Below are 16,940 nucleotides of genomic sequence, written 5' to 3'. Positions count from 1 at the left end.
CCTCGGGCCCGGGCGACCTCCTCGCGCACCGCCGTGGCCGAAGCGGTCAGAAGCCGTGCCGGGCGCCGCCGTCGACCGGGAGCATCACCCCCGTGACATAGGAAGCGGCGGGGGAGAGGAGGAACGCCGCGGCCTTGCCGAACTCCTCCGGCCTGCCGTAGCGCCTCAGCGGGATGGCAGCCGAGGAGCGGACCCGGGCCGCCTCCGGGTCGCCGGAGAGCGCGTCGAGCTCCCGGATCCGGTCGGTGTCGACGCGCCCCGGCAACAGCCCGACCACACGGATCCCGCGCGGCCCCAGCTCCACCGACAGGGACTTGGCGAACCCCGCGAGGCCGGGCCGCAGGCCGTTGGAGATGGTCAGCATGGGGATCGGTTCATGGACGGAGCCGGAGAGGACGAAGGCGATCACGCCTCCCTCGGAGAGCTCGGCCGCGGCGGTCCGCGCGAGCCGTACGGCGCCGAGGAAGACCGACTCGAAGGCCGCGCGCCACTGCTCGTCCGAGGTGTCCGCGCCCGTCCCGGGAGGCGGGCCGCCCACGCTGATCAGGACGCCGTCGAAGCGGCCGAAGCGGGCGCGCGCCGTGGCGATGAGGCGCTCGGCCGCGTCCGGATCTGCGTTGTCCGCGGCGACCGCGGTCGCGTCGGGCCCGAACTCCGCCGCCGCGTCCGTGACGGCCTGCTCGTCGCGGCTGCTGAGCACCACCTTCGCGCCGCCGCCGACCAGTTCGCGCGCCGCGGCCAGCCCCAGCCCGCGCGAGGCGCCGGTGACGACGTACACCCGGTCCTTCAGTTCAAGATCCATGCCTCACATGGTGTCCCATCGCCCGGCGATGACGCGAGGCCTGTGGACAACCGTGGGACGGGGCGACGGCGAACGGCAGTCGATCCCCTGCGGCCGTGCCCTCGGCGGATCCCCTGCGGCCGTGCCCTCCGGCCCTCGTGGCTCCCGGACCTCTGCCCTGACCTCCGGCCTCAGGCCGGGACGGCGACCTGCTCCTTCTCCTGCTCCGGCTTCTGTGCCGCCGCGAGGCGGTCCTTGCGCTCGCGGCGGACCAGGACGACCCAGCCGACCGGAACTCCCGCCGCGAACAGCCACCACTGGACCGCGTACGCCATGTGCGGCCCGATGCCGCTGTGGTCCGGGGCGGGTACGGGCTCCGGCTGCTTCGCGGAGACCTTCGGCGACGTCCCGGTGAGCTGGACGTAGCCGCCGAGCACGGGCTTGCCGACGGATCCGGCGAGTTCACGGCTGTCGATCAGCATGATCTGGCGCTGCGGCAGGCCCTGCTTGTCCTTGATGCCGCTGTTCGCGGTCGTCTCGTCCGGCATCAGGCGACCCGTGACCTCGACCTTCCCGGACGGCGCCGCCGGGACCTTCGGGAACCGGGTGAGATCTCCGCCGGCCGGGATCCAGCCGCGGTTGACCAGCACCGCCCGGCCGTCCTTCGTGATCAGCGGGGTGAGGACGTAGTAGCCGATGCTCTTCTCGTCGGCGGCGGTGCGCTGCCGGACCACGACCTCGTGCCCGGTGTCGTACGTGCCGGTGGCGGTGACCGTGCGCCAGGAGTCGGCGGGGTCCACCTCCCGGTCCGGTGCGGAGAGGGTGCCCACCGGGACGGCGGGAGAGTCCAGGGTCCGCGCAATCTGCTCGTTCCGGGCGACGCGGTGCTCGTGGCGGTGAAGCTGCCAGAAGCCCAGCTCGATCATCGTGGGGATGAGCGTGAGCGCAACGAGGGTGAGAATCACCCACTGCCGGGACAACAGGAAGCGGTACACCCCACGACCGTACAACTCGGTCGCGGGGTGCTCGGCGGGCGGGGGTGGGTCATACGTGGTCGACCAGGCCCACCTTCCCTTCTTCGCGGGCGCAGTGCGCACCGCAGTAGAAGTGGCCGTCGGCCTCCACGCCCTGGCCGATGATGCTGGTCCTGCAGTGCTCGCAGACCGGGGCCATCTTGGCGATGGCACAGGAGAAGCAGTCGAAGACGTGCACCGAACCCTGGGCGTGCACCTCGAACGTCATACCGTACGTGTTTCCGCAAACCTCACATTTGGCCATGGGCCACAGGGTGCGGGTGCCGGATGACGGAGGGGGAGCGGACACCGGGCGCGTCGTGCGCCGTTCACTCGGACGAGGGTGCCGCGGCCACGTCCTGGAGCAGTTGCATGAAGGCCGCTTCGTCGATCACCGGGGTGCCGAAGGTGTGGGCCTTGCGGGTCTTGGTCGTGCTCGAATCGGGGTCGTTGGTCACCAGCAGGCTGGTGACCCGGGAGATGCTGTTGGCGATGTGCAGCCCGGCGTCGAACGCCCGGTCCTCCAGCAGCTCTCGGTCCACCGAGGTGTCGCCGGAGAAGGCCACCCGCATGCCCTGGACGAGCCGCTCACCCGGCTCGTACCGGCCGGGGTTGGGGTACGGGCAGGCCGGACGCTTGCGGCTCTGGCGCCATGCGCCCGGGCGGTACGAGCGCTGATGGCCCATCACGGGCGGTGCGTCCGACCATTCCGTGAGCGGCTGGCAGGCCAGGAGGGGCAGCCGCACCCCGGCCTCCGCCGCCAGGTGCAGGCTGGGCCGGAACGTCTCGGCGAGCACCCGGGCGTCGTCGAGCGCGTGGTGCGCCTGCCGCTGTTCGACGCCGTAGTGCGCGGCAAGCGTCTCCAGCCGGTGGTTGGGGAGCGGAAGGGCGAGTTCCTTGGAGAGTGCGATGGTGCACAGCCGCTGCCGCACGGGGACCGCACGGTCGGCGCGGGCGTATTCGCGGGCGATCATCGACCAGTCGAAGACGGCGTTGTGCGCGACGAGTACGCGGCCGTCGAGGCGCTCGGCGAAGGCGTCCGCGATTTCCGGGAAGAGCGGGGCCCCCTCCAGCACCTCACTGGTCAGGCCATGGATCCACACCGGGCCCGGGTCGCGCAGCGGATTGACCGGCGAATACCAGTGGTCCTCCACATTGCCCCGGGCGTCGAGCCGGTAGACCGCCGCCGAGACGATGCGGTCGTTGCGCGCGAGCCCAGTCGTCTCGACGTCGACGACCGCATAGCCGGGCGGATATGTCTCCGGCCACCCCTCCGCGGACGCCGGATCCCGCGTCGCGTCCCGCACCGGGGGCGCGGACTGCTGCGCGATGGACGGTACGGCGGCGATGCGGTTGTCGAGCATGGTCCACGAGAATACGGGCCGCCTCCGACAACACCGACCACCGGGCCGGAGCGGCGACATGACGGAGCGTCAGGCAAATTCCCGGCGGCCCGGATCTTGTCCCGTACGCCGCGCCCCGCGCCGCCGTCCGGCTGCAGCCGGATCGTGATCCGCTCCCGGGCGGAGGCGTCCGGATCATGACCGGATGGCGGCGCCGTGCCCGAACTCCCGCCGCCGCTGTCCGATACCGATCGGTAACGACCTCTGGCGGAGTGACTCGCTCCGCTCTATGGTGCGGCCATGCCGCACTTGCCCGATGTCGTGCTGTGGTCCATTCCCGCCTTCATACTGCTCACCGTCCTGGAGGTGGTGAGCTACCGCCTGCATCCCGACGAGGACGCCGCCGGCTACGAGGCCAAGGACGCGGCGACCAGCATGGGGATGGGGCTCGGCAGCCTGTTCTGGGACGCGCTGTGGAAGATCCCGATCGTGGCGATCTATGCCGCGATCTACGAACTCACCCCACTGCGCGTTCCGGTGCTCTGGTGGACGATCCTGCTCATACTGCTCGCCCAGGACTTCTTCTACTACTGGTCGCACCGCGGGCATCACGTCATCCGCATCCTGTGGGCCTGCCACGTGGTGCATCACTCCAGCCGGAAGTTCAACCTCTCCACCGCGCTGCGCCAGCCCTGGACCTCCTGGACGGTGTGGCCGTTCTACGTGCCGCTCGTCGCCCTCGGCGTCCACCCGGCGGCACTGGCTTTCCTCTCCTCGGTCAGCCTCGTGTACCAGTTCTGGATCCACACCGAGCGCATCGGCAAACTGCCCCGGTCCATCGAGTTCGTCTTCAACACCCCGTCCCACCACCGCGTCCACCACGCCTCCCAAGGCGGTTATCTGGACCGCAACTTCGGCGGGATCCTCATCGTCTGGGACCGGCTCTTCGGCTCCTTCACGCCCGAGACCGAGCGCCCTGTCTACGGCCTCACCAAGAACATCACCACGTTCAACCCGCTGATGGTGGCCACGCACGAGTACGCCGCCATCGCACGTGACGTCCGCGCGGCGCGTACGTGGAGCGAGCGCGCGGGGCGTCTGCTGCGGGGACCGGGCTGGGATCCCGCTTCCGCCTCCGCTTCCGCTTCCGTCCCGGCCCCGGCCCCGGATCCGGCTTCCGCCGCGGTGCAGAGCCCGCAGCCTCCCGACCCGGCTCCGGTCCCGACGGCGCACGCCGCCGTCGAGCCCGCGCAGGCCCCGGCGAGCGGGGCGGCCGTACCGTAAACGGCACTGCGGAACGGGGGATTCGCCGGGCGGGAACCGTGACGAATCGTCAAGTGCCTTCCCCCGCAGGTCCTTTCTCGCTGAGCGAGCTCCGGTCAACGCGAAGGGCGGCACCCCGGAGGCCCGGGGTGCCGCCCACCACTGCCGCTACTTCTTCACCGCGTCCAGGGCGTCCGCCATCCCGGCTCCGTAGAAGCCGTTGTAGCGTGTGCCGCCCTCGCACACCGCGTCCGCCTGCCCGTCGCCGTCGATGTCGTACGGGTCCTGGCATGCCATGTCGTCGGCCTGCTTCTTCAGCAGGGCCTTGACCACCTTCGGGGACGCCTTCGGGTGAGTGCTCTTGATGAGCGCGGCCACACCCGCGACGTGCGGGGAGGCCATGGACGTGCCGGCCATGTAGCCGTAGCCGCCTCCGGGCAGGGGCCCGAGGATCAGGCCGCTGGTGGCCGGCGGGGCCGGGGGCTGGTACGCGGTGCTGTCGCCGCCGGGGGCGGCGATGTCGACCACGCCCAGACCGTGGTTGGAGAACGAGGACTTCAGACCCTTGGCGCCGGTGGCGGACACCGTCACGACGCCCGGAAGCTGGGTCGGGATGTCGAAGCACTCGCTCGGGTCGATCTCGCGCTCGACCGGGGTGGTGTCGTTGGGGCTCACCGGGTCGGTGATGGAGTCGGCGGCCAGGTCGTAGTTCTCGTTGCCCGCCGCGGCGACGTTCACCGCGCCCTTGCGCTCCGCGTACCGCGTGGCCCGCGTGATGGCCTCGACCAGTGCCTTCTGGTCGGGGTCGTCGGAGCAGTTGAAGTACCACGGGTCGGTGTAATAGCTGTTGTTGGTCACCTCGACACCGTGCTCCGCGGCCCAGATGAAGCCGCAGACGACCGCCTCGGTGTAGAAGAACCCGGCCTCGGTGGACACCTTGATGCCGGAGACCTTCACGCCCGGGGCGACACCGGTGACACCGACACCGTTCTTCGCGGCGGCGATCTCACCCGCGACATGCGTGCCGTGCGGGCTCTCCTGGGCGCTCGGCCGCCAGGCGCCGTCGGCCGTGTTCGCCTTGCCCGTCACGCAGTTGACGGATGCCTTGCGGTCGAAGTTGGGCGCGATGTCGGGATGGGTGTCGTCCACGCCCGTGTCGATGACGGCGACGGTGACACGGTCGCTGCCGAGCGATTTCTCGTGCGCCTTGTCCGCCTTGATGGCGGGAAGGTCCCACTGCAGCGGCTGCAGCGGGTCCTCGTCGCCGTCCGCCTGCCGGGCGGCCGCCTTGGCCTGCTCGGCGGTCAGCAGCGTGGGGGCACCGGTGTCGGTCGTGCCCTGCGCGGGCAGCGGAGCCGTACGGGTCGCGCCGGCCGAGTCGACCCCGCGGACCTTGCGGATCTTCTCGGCGAAGTACGCGTCGCCCGAGTGGACGACGATGACGCCGATCTGGTCGTAGGCCTTCACGATCGCTCCGCCGGCCTTGGATATCGCCTTCTTCATGGCGGAGGACGAGGCCTGCCCGGGGCGGACGTTGACGACATAGCTGAGCTTCTCGCCGCTCGCCGTCTTCGCCGTCGTTGCGGCGGCAGCGGTGGTGCCCGCGACCTCCGCCGGCGCGGCGGAGGCCGAGCCGGGGAGGAAGGCGAGCGCGGCGGTCAGGACCATGCTGGCCGGTATCACGACGGCGCGTCGTGAGCGTCCGGCTGAGCGCTCGGTCATGGGTTCTCCACTTCGGTCGAAGCAGTCACGAGCATCTTCGTGCGTCGTGAAAGGTCAGGAAATCCATGGAAAGTGAGGTGCTTTCAGGCAAGAGGAGGTGACTGTGTGCCGGCGCGGCGGTCACTTCTTGACCGCGTCGAGCGCGTCGACGATGCCGAAGCCGTAGAAGCTGTTGATGTGCTGCGTGCCCGTGCACTCGGCGTTGACCTTGCCGTCGCCGTCGGGGTCGTAGGGCTCCGTCGGGCATGCGGGGTTGTCCGCCTGCGCCTTGAGGAGCCACTGGATCTCCTGCGGGCTCGCGTCCGGCCGCTTGCTCTTGATGAGCGCGGCGACGCCGGCGACGTGCGGCCCGGCCATCGAGGTGCCCTGGAGGTACGCGTAGTCGCCGCCGGGCATCGTGGAGAGAATCCGCCCGTCCTTGGCCGGGGCGTCGGGCACCTGGTACTTGTCCCCGCCCGGACCGGCCACGTCGATCTGGTTCAGGCCGTAGTTGGAGTAGTACGACTTCAGGGCCTTGGGTCCGGTCGCGGACACCGTCACGACACCCGGCAACTGGGTCGGTATGTCCAGGCACTTCGTCGGGTCGATGGTGCGCTCGACCGGCGTGGTGTCATTCGGGCTCGAGGTGTCGTTGATCGACTTCGCGCCCAGGTCGAAGGCGGAGTTGCCCGCGGACGCGATGTGCAGCGCGCCCTTGCCCTCGGCGAACTTCGCGGCCCTGCTGACCGCTTCGACTATGGCGCCCTGGTCGGCGTCGTCCTTGCAGGCGAACATCCAGGGGTCGATGTAGTAGCTGTTGTTCGTGACCTCGATGCCCTTGTCGGCCGCGAACATGAAGGCGCAGACGACGGCCTCACCGTAGAACAGACTGGTCTCCGGCTCGCTCACCTTGATGGCGGAGACCTTGACGCCCGGCGCGACTCCGGCGACGCCCACGTTGTTGCGCGCCGCGGCGATCTCACCGGCCACATGCGTGCCGTGGTAGTCGTCGGCGGTGTACGGGCGCCAGGCGCCCTTGCTGGTGTCGGCGACGCCGCCGACGCAGTTGGCGGACTGCTTCGCGGAGAAGTTCGGGGCGAGGTCCGGGTGGGTGTCGTCCACGCCGGTGTCGATGACCGCGACGGTCACCTTCTTGCTGCCCGGGTTCACCTTCGCGGCCTTGTCGGCCCGGATCGCGGGGATGTCCCACTGCAGGGATTCGAGCGGTTCCTTGCCGGAGGCCTTGGCGGACTTCAGCGCGGTGGCCGAACGCGGTTCGCTCACCTTCTCCGGCTTGCCGACGTCCGTCGTGGCGGCGGCCTTGAGCGGAGCGGTACGGGTGGCACCGGCCGACTGGACGCCCTTCACGGCGCGTATGGTCGCGGCGAACTCGGGGTTCGACGCGTGGGCGACGATCACCCCGATCCGGTCGTGCACGGCGACCACGGTGCCACCGGCCTTCGTGACGGCCTTCTTCACCTTGCCGAGCGTGGCGGCGTCGGTGCCGGTGTTCACCACGTACGAGAGCTGGGGTCCGGATTCCTGGGCGGCCGGTGAGTCCGCGGTCTGCGGAGCGGCGGCCGTGGCGGGGCCGGGAAGGAAGCCGAGGGAGGCGACGAGCGCCAGCCCGACAGGCAGTGCGAGTGCGCGACTGCGTCTGGACCCGAGAGGAGCCATGGGTTCTCCACATCATCCGTGAGACCGCCCACGCACGGGTGTGCGCATGGACGGGTACATGACGACGGAAGCTAGCGTCGATACGGTGATCTGATCAATGGATTCCGGCGAAAGGCCGAGAATCCCCTCAGTCATGGCCTGTATGGACTGTATGGCAGAAAAGCCCAGAAGTACCTGGTGTTGACCCCTTTGGGGTGATCTGACTCAGTGGCGGGACGGATGCATCCGCAGCGCCTCGATGCTCAGCGGCGGCAGCGTGACCCGCGGTCCGTACCACTGCCCGAATTCGCCCGCGGACATGCGAGGTTCTGCCCGTTCGGTCCGAGCGACCGTGACCGGGCCGGGCAGTCGCACCAGTCCGAAGGGGCGGCGCGCGGGCACCGGAGGCGGGGGGTTCGACGGCTCGCTCACACCCGGGTCAACGAACCGCGAAGCGGTGGGTGTCGGCTGTCCTTGACCGATCCTGTCGAATTCAACCACTCCCCCTGTCGGAACCCGCCACCCGGGCCTACCATGCCGAATCCGGAAGTGATCTAGCTCATCCCGCCGCACGCGCCATCACCGCTCATTTGTCCCCGTTCCCACAGGAGAGACCCGTGTCAACCGACCCGAGCCCCACAAGGGAGGGTGCGCAGGGTACGGAGCAGTACCGAGGAGTGCAGGCGAGCCCCGAGTTCGCCGAATTGCGCCACGCGTACCGCTCCTTCGCCTTCCCCCTCACGGTCGCCTTCATCACCTGGTATCTGCTCTTCGTCCTGCTTTCCAGCTATGCGGGCGGGTTCATGGGCACCAAGGTGGTCGGCAACATCAACGTCGCCTTCGTCCTCGGCATCGCCCAGTTCGTCACCACATTCGCCATTGCGTGGTGGTATGCGCGTCACGCCGCCGCCAAGCTCGATCCGCGGGCCGAGGCCATCAAGTCCCGCATGGAGGGTGACGCGTCATGAGCCCGACCATCCAGCTGGCCGCCGGCACCAGTGAGCACCGGCCGCTGATCATCACCCTCTTCTCGCTGTTCGTCGTCGCGACCCTCGTCATCACGGTCTGGGCCGGGCGTCAGACCAAGGGCGCCGAGGACTTCTACGCCGGCGGCCGGCAGTTCACCGGCTTCCAGAACGGCCTTGCGATCTCCGGCGACTACATGTCGGCGGCGTCGTTCCTCGGTATCGCCGGCGCCATCGCCATCTCCGGCTACGACGGATTCCTGTATTCCATCGGCTTCCTCGTCGCCTGGCTGGTCGCCCTGCTGCTCGTCGCCGAACCGCTCCGCAACTCGGGCCGGTTCACCATGGGCGACGTGCTGGCGTACCGCATGCGCCAGCGCCCGATCCGTACGGCCGCGGGCACCTCCACCATCGTCGTCTCGATCTTCTACCTGCTGGCCCAGATGGCGGGCGCCGGTGCGCTGGTCTCCCTGCTGCTCGGCATCACCAGTGAAGCGGGCAAGATCCTCATCGTCGTCCTCGTCGGGATCGTGATGATCCTCTACGTGACGATCGGCGGCATGAAGGGGACGACCTGGGTGCAGATGGTGAAGGCGGTCCTGCTCATCGCGGGCACGCTGCTCATCACGTTCCTGGTGATGCTCAAGTTCAACTTCAACATCTCGACGCTGCTGGGGGAGGCGGCCGAGCACAGCGGGAAGGGGGCCGCGTTCCTGGAGCCCGGCCTCAAGTACGGCGCCACGGCGACGTCGAAGATCGACTTCATCTCCCTGGGCATCGCCCTGGTGCTGGGCACCGCCGGCCTGCCGCACATCCTGATCCGCTTCTACACCGTGCCCACGGCCCAGGCCGCCCGGAAGTCGGTCATCTGGGCCATCGGGATCATCGGCTCCTTCTACCTGATGACGCTGGCCCTGGGCTTCGGAGCCGCGGCGCTCATCGACCAGAAGACGATCATCGAATCGAACCCGGCGGGCAATACCGCGGCCCTGCTGGTGGCCCAGGAGATCGGCGGCGGCGCGGATTCGACGGGCGGCGCGATCCTGCTCGCGGTGATCTCGGCGGTGGCGTTCGCGACGATCCTCGCCGTCGTCGCGGGACTCACCCTCGCCTCCTCGTCCTCCTTCGCCCATGACCTGTATGTGAACGTCATCCGCAAGGGCAAGGCGTCCGACAAGGAAGAGGTCAGGGCTGCCCGCTACGCGGCGATCGGGATCGGCGCGGTGGCGATCGTGCTCGGTGTCTTCGCCCGCGGGCTCAATGTCGCGGGCCTGGTGGCGCTGGCCTTCGCGGTCGCCGCCTCCGCCAACCTCCCGACGATCCTCTACAGCCTGTTCTGGCGGCGGTTCACCACCCAGGGCGCGCTGTGGTCCGTCTACGGCGGTCTGACCTCGTCCGTCGTGCTGGTGCTGTTCTCGCCGGTCGTCTCCGGCAAGGCGACCTCCATGTTCCCCGGTGTGGACTTCCACTGGTTCCCCCTGGAGAACCCCGGGCTGATCTCCATCCCGCTGGGCTTCCTGCTCGGCTGGGTCGGGTCCCTGCTCTCCAAGGAGGAGCCGGACACCGGCAAGTACGCGGAGCTGGAGGTCCGTTCCCTGACCGGGTCCGGCGCCGTGTGATGCGCTGAGGAGCAGGTCACCGACGGTTGCGGCCGCGTCGTAGGGATCTACGACGCGGCCGTACCGTTCCTGGTGGCATCGGCCCGTGCCGATGTCACAGGCGTCACGTACGCTCGGAAGAGATCGCCGGAGAAGTTCAGGAGTTGGGGGAGGGGCCCAAGTGCTGATGGATACATACGGTCGCGTGGCTACCGACCTGCGCGTTTCGCTCACCGACCGATGCAACCTCCGATGCACCTACTGCATGCCCGAAGAGGGCCTGCAGTGGCTCGGCAAGTCCGACCTCCTCAGCGACGACGAGATCGTCCGCCTCATCCGTATCGCGGTCACCGACCTCGGCATCACCGAGGTCCGCTTCACCGGCGGCGAGCCGCTGCTGCGCCCCGGCCTCGTCGGCATCGTCGAGGAATGCGCCGCTCTCGAACCGCGCCCCCGGATGTCACTGACCACCAACGGCATCGGCCTGCGGCGCACCGCAGGGGCCCTGAAGGACGCGGGGCTGGACCGGGTCAACGTCTCGCTCGACACCCTGCGTCCCGAGGTCTTCCAGACCCTCACGCGCCGCAAGCGCCACCAGGACGTGCTGGACGGGCTGGACGCCGCCCGTGCCGCCGGCCTCACCCCGGTCAAGGTCAACTCCGTCCTGATGCCGGGGCTCAACGACGACGAGGCCCCCGAACTGCTCGCCTGGGCCGTGGAGCACGACTACGAGCTGCGGTTCATCGAGCAGATGCCCCTCGACGCCCAGCACGGCTGGAAGCGCGACGGCATGATCACCGCCGGGGACATCCTGGCCAGTCTGCGCACCCGCTTCAACCTCAGCCCCGAGGGCGAGGACGCCCGCGGATCCGCCCCCGCCGAGCGGTGGCTGGTCGACGGCGGTCCCGCTCGCGTCGGTGTCATCGCCTCGGTCACCCGCCCGTTCTGCCGGGCCTGCGACCGCACCCGGCTCACGGCCGACGGTCAGGTCCGTACATGCCTGTTCGCCCGCGAGGAGACGGATCTGCGCGAGCTGTTGCGCTCCGATGCGCCCGACGCGGAGATCGCGAAGCAGTGGAAGCTCGCGATGTGGGGGAAGAAGGCGGGATCCGGGCTTGACGACCCGTCCTTCCTTCAGCCCGACCGCCCCATGTCAGCCATCGGCGGCTGAATTCCGCTCCCATTCCTCAAGCGGTACGACGTCCTTGAGGAAGTTGCGTACGCCGAGGAAGGCCGAGAGGTGCTCGCGGTGCTCCTCGCAGGCAAGCCAGGTCTTCCGGCGCTCCGGTGTGTGAATCTTCGGGTTGTTCCAGGCCAGTACCCACACCGCAGCGGTACGGCATCCCTTGGCCGAGCAGATCGGCGATTCGTCGTTCACAGTTCTTCAGTCTGCCTCCGCCAGGCGGAGCGGCGTCCCCGACCCCCGGTGAACATGGCGACGCCGGGCAGCCACGGGGGGAGCCGCCCGGCGTCGGTCCGTCGCTCCGACGGGGGATGCGGAGCGCGTACGCAGTATGTCACGGGGGACCCTGACCGGGGCAGCCGATCCACATGATTGATCTGAGCTTTTCTTGAGCTATGCACACTGCGGTCACACTCGCTCGAATTCAGCTCTCGTCCCGCGACCGCTCGTTCTCCTCAGCCCCGTTGGGCTCCGACACATGCCCGGGCGATCCGCTCTGCGCACCGTTTCCCAGCATCGGCCGGACCGGCGTCGTGATGAAGGATTCCGGCAGCGAAGGAGCGTTCTCCCGGCCCGCGTTGGCGATGACCACGGCGACATACGGGAGGACGAAGCCGAGCACAAGGGCCACGATCGCCACATGCCGTTCGACATTCCACAGGACCACGGCCAGGAGGAAGGAGAGCGTGCGCACGACCATCGAGATGACATACCGGCGCTGCCGGCTCCTGACGTCGTCGGCCAGCCCCGCGCGGGCCCCGGTGATCCGGAAGACCCCGGGGTCGCTGTGCTTCCGCATCCCGCTTCACCACCTGCGCATCCGCCGGTACCGCCCCGGTCCCGGACATCTTCCACGGTACGCCGCGGCCCCTCGGTCCACGAGACCGGGTCACCCCGCGGCGAGCCGGTCCCGTAGGGCCTGTTCCGGGCCGGGCGGCACGGCCGCGGCAGTGTCCCCGTGCCCGGCACAGGCCGCCGGCGCGCACCGTGCGACGCATCCGGCAGCCGCCGCCACATGAGCCCCGCGGGCCCCTACGCCCTTGGCAGCCCCCGCAGTTCCGCGATCTTCCGTCCGGCCTTGAGGTAGACCGTGCCCGAGGGCGCGGACAGGCCGGCATCGGCCAGGACCCCCTCCACGGCCTCGGCCAGCGGACGGGTGGCCGCGGCCTCGTCGAGCACGAACGTCTGCTGCCCGCCGTCGGCCTCCACGACCAGCCGCAGACCGTTCTGCTTGGCGAGGCGGCGGGCGGCCGAGGCGCTCTGCGTGAACTCCAGCACCTTGGTCAGGACGGCCGCCACGGTCTCGGTGCCGTGCTCCGCCGCGTCGACCGACGGCAGCGACTCGACCTCGGTGAAGCTCTTCTTCGAGAACTGCGCGACGAAGCCGGCGCGGGCCGCCATCGCCGCCTCTACGCCGTACAGCGCCGATACGACCTCGCCCGCCAGGACCTTCTTGAGGTCCATCGGGTGCAGCGACTTCCCCTCGATCCGGGACAGCGCGAGCGCGATCTCCTCGTCCGTCCACTCGGTCCAGGCCTTCAGATACGGCTCCATCAGCCGGTCGGGCACCGACATGATCTTGCCGAAGACATCGTCCGCGGTTGCCGTCAGACCGACGTAATTGCCCTTCGACTTCGACATCTTGGCGCCGGTACCGTCCGTGCCCTCGATGAGCGGCATCGTGACGACGAGCTGTGGCTGCTGTCCCTTCAGCTCCATGAGCCTGCGGCCCATCTGCAGATTCAGCAGCTGGTCCGCGCCGCCCAGTTCCACGTCGCAGTTCAGCGCCACCGAGTCCAGGCCCTGGGCGATGGGGTACAGCATCTCGGTCATCGTCAGCCCGGCGCCCGAGGCCAGACGCGTACGGAAGTCGTCGCGCTGGAGGAGCGTCGAGACCGGCACCTGGGTGAGCAGTCCGAGCAACTCGGGGAAGGTGTACGGCGCGAGCCACTCGCTGTTCTGCCGGAAGCTGACCTTCTCGAAGTCGAAGAACGGCCGCACCTGCTCGCGGTAGCCGGCGAGGTTCGCCGCGATGTCCTCGTCGGTCAGCGGCGGGCGCTCGGCCGTACGGCCGGAGGGGTCGCCGATCCTGGCCGTGAAGTCACCGATGATCAGGGTGACATCGTGGCCCAGCCGCTGGAAGCGGCTGAGGATGATCAGCGGCACCGCATGGCCGAGGTGCACATCGGTCGCGGTCGGGTCGATACCGAGCTTGATGTGGAGACCGCGGCCCTCGGCCCGGCGCTCCTCGATCCGCTCGGCCATCTTGGCGACCGCCGGCAGCACCTCGACCGTACGCGAGGCGATCAGCTCCGCCTGTTCCTTGGCCGGCAGGTCCGACAGGTCCAGATAGCGCCTCGCCTTCGTCTCCGTGAGCAAATGCTCGACGGTCTTGTCGGAGGAGAGGTCCTGCACCAGCAGATCGCGGGTGCGAGCGACGGAGTCGCCGAGGCGTGTCATGGCGTTCCTGTGGATGAGGTCGGTCGGAAGGGTGGACTGGGCCGATTCTATGGGGTGCGTTCACACGCCCTGGCTGACGGAACTCATATGGAAGTCGGGGACGCGCAGGGCGGGCATCGCGGCCCGCGTGAACCAGTCGCCCCACTCGCGCGGCAGCGTCCGCTCCGTGACGCCCGCCTCCGAGGCCCGCGACAGCAGGCTCACCGGGGACTCGTTGAAGCGGAAGTTGTTGACCGCGCCGGTCACCTCGCCGTTCTCGACGAGATAGACACCGTCCCGGGTCAGGCCGGTGAGCAGCAGCGTCGCCGGGTCGACCTCGCGGATGTACCAGAGGCAGGTCAGCAGCAGCCCGCGCTCGGTGTTCGCGACCATCTCCTCCAGCGAGCGTGTGCCACCCGCGTCGAGGATCAGGTTGTCGATGTCGGGGGCGACAGGGAGGCCCGTCAGCCCGGCGGTGTGCCTGCTGGTGAGCAGCCGGGTCAGCTCGCCGTCGCGCAGCCAGTCGGTCGGGGCCAGCGGCAGGCCGTTGTCGAAGACGGAGGTGTCGTCGCCCGAGGCGTGCGCCAGCACGAAGGGCGCCGCCTCCAGGCCCGGCTCGTGCGGGTCGCTGCGCAGCGTCAGCGGCAGCTCGGAGAGCTTCTCGCCGACGCGGGTGCCGCCGCCGGGCTTGCTGAAGACCGTGCGGCCCTCGGCCGCGTCCCGCGCGGAGGACGACCACAGCTGGTAGACGAGCAGGTCGGCCACGGCCGTGGGCGGCAGCAGCGTTTCGTAGCGACCGGCGGGCAGGTCCACGCTCCGCTCCGCCCAGGCCAGCCGCCGCGCGAGATCGGTGTCCATCGCGGCCGGGTCGACGTCCCGGAAGTCGTGGGTGGCCCGGCCCGCCCACGCCGAGCGCGTACGGTCCGGGGACTTGGCGTTGAGTTCCAGGGTGCCGGTGGGCTGGTCGTGGCGCAGCCGCAGCCCGCCGGAGGTGCCGAGGTAGCTGGAGACCATCTCGTGGTGCGCGAAGCCGTACAGCTCGCGGCCACCCGCGCGAGCCCGCGCGAACGCCTCCCCGAGCGCCGGCGCGAAGGCCGCGAACACCTCGGACGAGGTCTCCGCCGGGGCCTCGGTGAAGGCGGCGGACGCGGGGACGCCCTCGACGAGCGGCTGCGCGTCCTCGGCCGGGCCCGCGTCCCGCGCCGCGGCCTCGGCGGCACGCACCAGCGGCTCCAACTCCTCTGCGGTGACGGCGCTGCGCGAGACGACACCGGACGCGGTGCCCTGCCCGCCGTCCACCGTGGCGACGACCGTGAGCGTACGGCCGCGCGTCACGCCGTTCGTCGTCAGCGCGTTGCCCGCCCAGCGCAGATTCGCCGAGGACTCCTCGTCCGCGATCACCACGCAGCCGTCGGACCGGGACAGTGCGAGGGCGCGCTCGACGACCTCGTGCGGTGGGGTCGTACGGCTCATCGGCCGGCCTCCTGCGTGGTGTTGAGGATGTTGACGCCGCGGAAGAGCGCGGACGGGCAGCCGTGGCTGACGGCGGCGACCTGGCCGGGCTGCGCCTTGCCGCAGTTGAACGCGCCGCCGAGGACGTAGGTCTGCGGGCCCCCCACGGCCGTCATGGATCCCCAGAAGTCGGTCGTGGTGGCCTGGTAGGCGACGTCGCGCAGTTGCCCGGCGAGCCGGCCGTTCTCGATCCGGAAGAAGCGCTGACCGGTGAACTGGAAGTTGTAGCGCTGCATGTCGATGGACCACGACCGGTCCCCGACGACGTAGATGCCCCGCTCGACACCGGAGATGAGCTCCTCGGTGGAGGGGCCGCCGGGCGCGGGTTGCAGCGAGACATTCGCCATCCGCTGGACGGGCACATGGCCCGGGGAGTCGGCGTAGGCGCAGCCGTTGGACCGCTCGAAGCCCGTCAACCGCGCGATCCTGCGGTCGAGTTGGTAGCCGGTGAGGATGCCGTCCTTGACCAGGTCCCAGGACTGCCCTGCCACGCCCTCGTCGTCGTAGCCGATGGTCGCGAGCCCGTGCTCGGTGGTCCGGTCCCCGGTCACATTCATGATCCCGGAGCCGTACTCGAGCGTGCCGAGCTGGTCGAAGGTGGCGAACGAGGTGCCCGCGTAGGCCGCTTCGTATCCCAGGGCCCGGTCCAGCTCGGTGGCGTGGCCGATCGACTCGTGGATCGTCAGCCACAGGTTCGACGGGTCGACGACCAGGTCGTACGCTCCCGCCTCGACGCCGGGCGCGCGCAGCTTCTCGGCCAGATGGCCCGGGATCTCCGCGAGTTCGGCGTCCCAGTCCCAGCCGGTGCCCGTCATGTACTCCCATCCGCGCCCGACGGGTGGGGCGATGGTGCGCATCGAGTCGAACTCGCCGCTCTTCGGGTCGACGGCGACAGCGGTGAGATGCGGGTGCAGCCGGATGCGCTGCTGGGTGGTGGAGGTGCCGGCGGTGTCCGCGTAGAACTTGTTCTCCTGGACGGTCAGCAGCGCAGCGTCCACATGGTCGACGCCCGTGGCGGCGAGCAGCCGCCCGCTCCACTCGGCCAGCAGCCCGGTCTTGTCGGCATCGGGCACATCGAAGGGGCTGATCTCGTAACTGGAGACCCACGTACGGTCGTCGTGCACCGGCTCGTCCGCCAGCTCCACGCGCTCGTCCGATCCGGCCGCCGCGATCACCTGTGCCGACAGTCTCGCCATCGCCACGGCCTGTCCCGCGACCCGCGCCGCCGCGTCCGGCGTCATGTCCACGCCGGAGGCGAACCCCCAGGAACCCCCGTGCACCACACGCACCGCATACCCCAGGTCCGTGGTGTCCGAGGAGCCCGCGGGTCTGGCGTCCCGCAGCCTCCACGCGGCGCTGCGGACCCGCTCGAACCGGAAGTCGGCGTGATCGGCGCCCAGTGAACGGGCGCGTGCGAGCGCCGCGTCGGCGAGCGCGCGCAGCGGCAGCGCCGTGAAGGACTCGTCGATGGAATGGGGCACGGCAT

The 16,940-nt window shown here is 69.9% G+C and carries 15 protein-coding genes; 4 read left to right on the top strand and 11 right to left on the bottom strand.

Annotated elements, in window-relative coordinates; genetic code table 11:
- Positions 1-46: 46 nt before the first annotated feature.
- The 4 genes from ACGFNH_RS00205 to ACGFNH_RS00190 form a co-directional block, all read right to left on the bottom strand.
- Positions 47-802: an SDR family oxidoreductase gene (locus ACGFNH_RS00205; RefSeq protein WP_393650700.1), complete on the bottom strand. Its 756-nt coding sequence runs from the start codon at positions 800-802 to the stop codon at positions 47-49.
- 170 nt (positions 803-972) lie between these two features.
- On the bottom strand, positions 973-1,776 hold the full coding sequence (locus tag ACGFNH_RS00200; protein WP_393650699.1) for an SURF1 family protein: 804 nt from the start codon (positions 1,774-1,776) through the stop codon (positions 973-975).
- 49 nt (positions 1,777-1,825) lie between these two features.
- Positions 1,826-2,059 carry a hypothetical protein gene (locus ACGFNH_RS00195; RefSeq protein WP_393650698.1) on the bottom strand — a complete coding sequence of 78 codons (234 nt, stop codon included), beginning with the start codon at positions 2,057-2,059 and terminating at the stop codon, positions 1,826-1,828.
- Between the two features lie 64 nt (positions 2,060-2,123).
- On the bottom strand, positions 2,124-3,158 hold the full coding sequence (locus tag ACGFNH_RS00190) for a DEDDh family exonuclease (protein WP_393650697.1): 1,035 nt from the start codon (positions 3,156-3,158) through the stop codon (positions 2,124-2,126).
- A gap of 279 nt (positions 3,159-3,437) precedes the next feature.
- Here ACGFNH_RS00190 and ACGFNH_RS00185 point away from each other — a divergent pair, with 279 nt between their 5' ends.
- The gene (locus tag ACGFNH_RS00185; protein ID WP_393650696.1) at positions 3,438-4,421 is read left to right on the top strand and encodes a sterol desaturase family protein; all 984 of its coding nucleotides are present in this window, start codon (positions 3,438-3,440) and stop codon (positions 4,419-4,421) included.
- A gap of 147 nt (positions 4,422-4,568) precedes the next feature.
- On the opposite strand, the gene ACGFNH_RS00180 is transcribed toward ACGFNH_RS00185, so the two are convergent.
- Both ACGFNH_RS00180 and ACGFNH_RS00175 read right to left on the bottom strand, forming a co-directional pair.
- The gene (locus tag ACGFNH_RS00180; RefSeq protein WP_393650695.1) at positions 4,569-6,122 is read right to left on the bottom strand and encodes a S8 family serine peptidase; all 1,554 of its coding nucleotides are present in this window, start codon (positions 6,120-6,122) and stop codon (positions 4,569-4,571) included.
- Positions 6,123-6,242: 120 nt separating this feature from the next.
- Positions 6,243-7,778, bottom strand: coding sequence for a S8 family serine peptidase (locus ACGFNH_RS00175; protein ID WP_393650694.1), 1,536 nt, complete (start codon positions 7,776-7,778; stop codon positions 6,243-6,245).
- A gap of 596 nt (positions 7,779-8,374) precedes the next feature.
- Between ACGFNH_RS00175 and ACGFNH_RS00170 the strand changes: the two genes are divergently transcribed.
- The 3 genes from ACGFNH_RS00170 (at position 8,375) to moaA (ending at position 11,491) form a co-directional block, all read left to right on the top strand.
- The gene (locus tag ACGFNH_RS00170; RefSeq protein WP_393650693.1) at positions 8,375-8,725 is read left to right on the top strand and encodes a DUF485 domain-containing protein; all 351 of its coding nucleotides are present in this window, start codon (positions 8,375-8,377) and stop codon (positions 8,723-8,725) included.
- Entirely contained in the window at positions 8,722-10,341 is a 1,620-nt protein-coding gene (locus ACGFNH_RS00165; protein ID WP_393650692.1) for a cation acetate symporter, read from the top strand. The genes ACGFNH_RS00170 and ACGFNH_RS00165 overlap by 4 nt, the downstream gene beginning before the upstream one ends.
- Before the next feature lie 160 nt (positions 10,342-10,501).
- Positions 10,502-11,491 carry a GTP 3',8-cyclase MoaA gene (moaA, locus tag ACGFNH_RS00160; protein WP_393650691.1) on the top strand — a complete coding sequence of 330 codons (990 nt, stop codon included), beginning with the start codon at positions 10,502-10,504 and terminating at the stop codon, positions 11,489-11,491.
- On the opposite strand, the gene ACGFNH_RS00155 is transcribed toward moaA, so the two are convergent.
- The 5 genes from ACGFNH_RS00155 to ACGFNH_RS00135 form a co-directional block, all read right to left on the bottom strand.
- Positions 11,474-11,698, bottom strand: a complete 225-nt coding sequence (locus tag ACGFNH_RS00155; protein WP_393650690.1) for a hypothetical protein — start codon at positions 11,696-11,698, stop codon at positions 11,474-11,476. The genes moaA and ACGFNH_RS00155 overlap by 18 nt on opposite strands.
- Positions 11,699-11,927: 229 nt before the next feature.
- Positions 11,928-12,302 (bottom strand): DUF3099 domain-containing protein, encoded by a 375-nt coding sequence (locus ACGFNH_RS00150; RefSeq protein ID WP_393650689.1) that lies wholly within the window; start codon positions 12,300-12,302, stop codon positions 11,928-11,930.
- A gap of 233 nt (positions 12,303-12,535) precedes the next feature.
- Positions 12,536-13,963 carry a tyrosine--tRNA ligase gene (gene tyrS, locus ACGFNH_RS00145; RefSeq protein WP_393650688.1) on the bottom strand — a complete coding sequence of 476 codons (1,428 nt, stop codon included), beginning with the start codon at positions 13,961-13,963 and terminating at the stop codon, positions 12,536-12,538.
- 60 nt (positions 13,964-14,023) lie between these two features.
- A complete protein-coding gene (locus ACGFNH_RS00140) occupies positions 14,024-15,415 on the bottom strand; it encodes a metallopeptidase TldD-related protein (protein WP_393650687.1) in 1,392 nt (463 codons plus the stop codon).
- On the bottom strand, positions 15,412-16,935 hold the full coding sequence (locus ACGFNH_RS00135) for a TldD/PmbA family protein (RefSeq protein WP_393650686.1): 1,524 nt from the start codon (positions 16,933-16,935) through the stop codon (positions 15,412-15,414). Before ACGFNH_RS00135 ends, ACGFNH_RS00140 begins: the two co-directional genes overlap by 4 nt.
- Positions 16,936-16,940: the final 5 nt, after the last annotated feature.

Origin of the sequence: Streptomyces sp. NPDC048639, assembly GCF_043199075.1 — a bacterium.
In the GTDB taxonomy this organism is placed as follows: domain Bacteria; phylum Actinomycetota; class Actinomycetes; order Streptomycetales; family Streptomycetaceae; genus Streptomyces.
This window is presented reverse-complemented; position numbering and strand designations above follow the sequence as displayed.

What these genes read in the sequence shown, in the direction of transcription:
- ACGFNH_RS00205 (WP_393650700.1), bottom strand. Translation starts at nt 802, where the DNA reads ATGGATCTTGAACTGAAGGACCGGGTGTACGTCGTCACCGGCGCCTCG.
- ACGFNH_RS00195 (WP_393650698.1), bottom strand. Translation starts at nt 2,059, where the DNA reads ATGGCCAAATGTGAGGTTTGCGGAAACACGTACGGTATGACGTTCGAG.
- ACGFNH_RS00190 (WP_393650697.1), bottom strand. Translation starts at nt 3,158, where the DNA reads ATGCTCGACAACCGCATCGCCGCCGTACCGTCCATCGCGCAGCAGTCC.
- ACGFNH_RS00185 (WP_393650696.1), top strand. Translation starts at nt 3,438, where the DNA reads ATGCCGCACTTGCCCGATGTCGTGCTGTGGTCCATTCCCGCCTTCATA.
- ACGFNH_RS00180 (WP_393650695.1), bottom strand. Translation starts at nt 6,122, where the DNA reads ATGACCGAGCGCTCAGCCGGACGCTCACGACGCGCCGTCGTGATACCG.
- ACGFNH_RS00175 (WP_393650694.1), bottom strand. Translation starts at nt 7,778, where the DNA reads ATGGCTCCTCTCGGGTCCAGACGCAGTCGCGCACTCGCACTGCCTGTC.
- ACGFNH_RS00165 (WP_393650692.1), top strand. Translation starts at nt 8,722, where the DNA reads ATGAGCCCGACCATCCAGCTGGCCGCCGGCACCAGTGAGCACCGGCCG.
- ACGFNH_RS00150 (WP_393650689.1), bottom strand. Translation starts at nt 12,302, where the DNA reads ATGCGGAAGCACAGCGACCCCGGGGTCTTCCGGATCACCGGGGCCCGC.
- tyrS (WP_393650688.1), bottom strand. Translation starts at nt 13,963, where the DNA reads ATGACACGCCTCGGCGACTCCGTCGCTCGCACCCGCGATCTGCTGGTG.
- ACGFNH_RS00140 (WP_393650687.1), bottom strand. Translation starts at nt 15,415, where the DNA reads ATGAGCCGTACGACCCCACCGCACGAGGTCGTCGAGCGCGCCCTCGCA.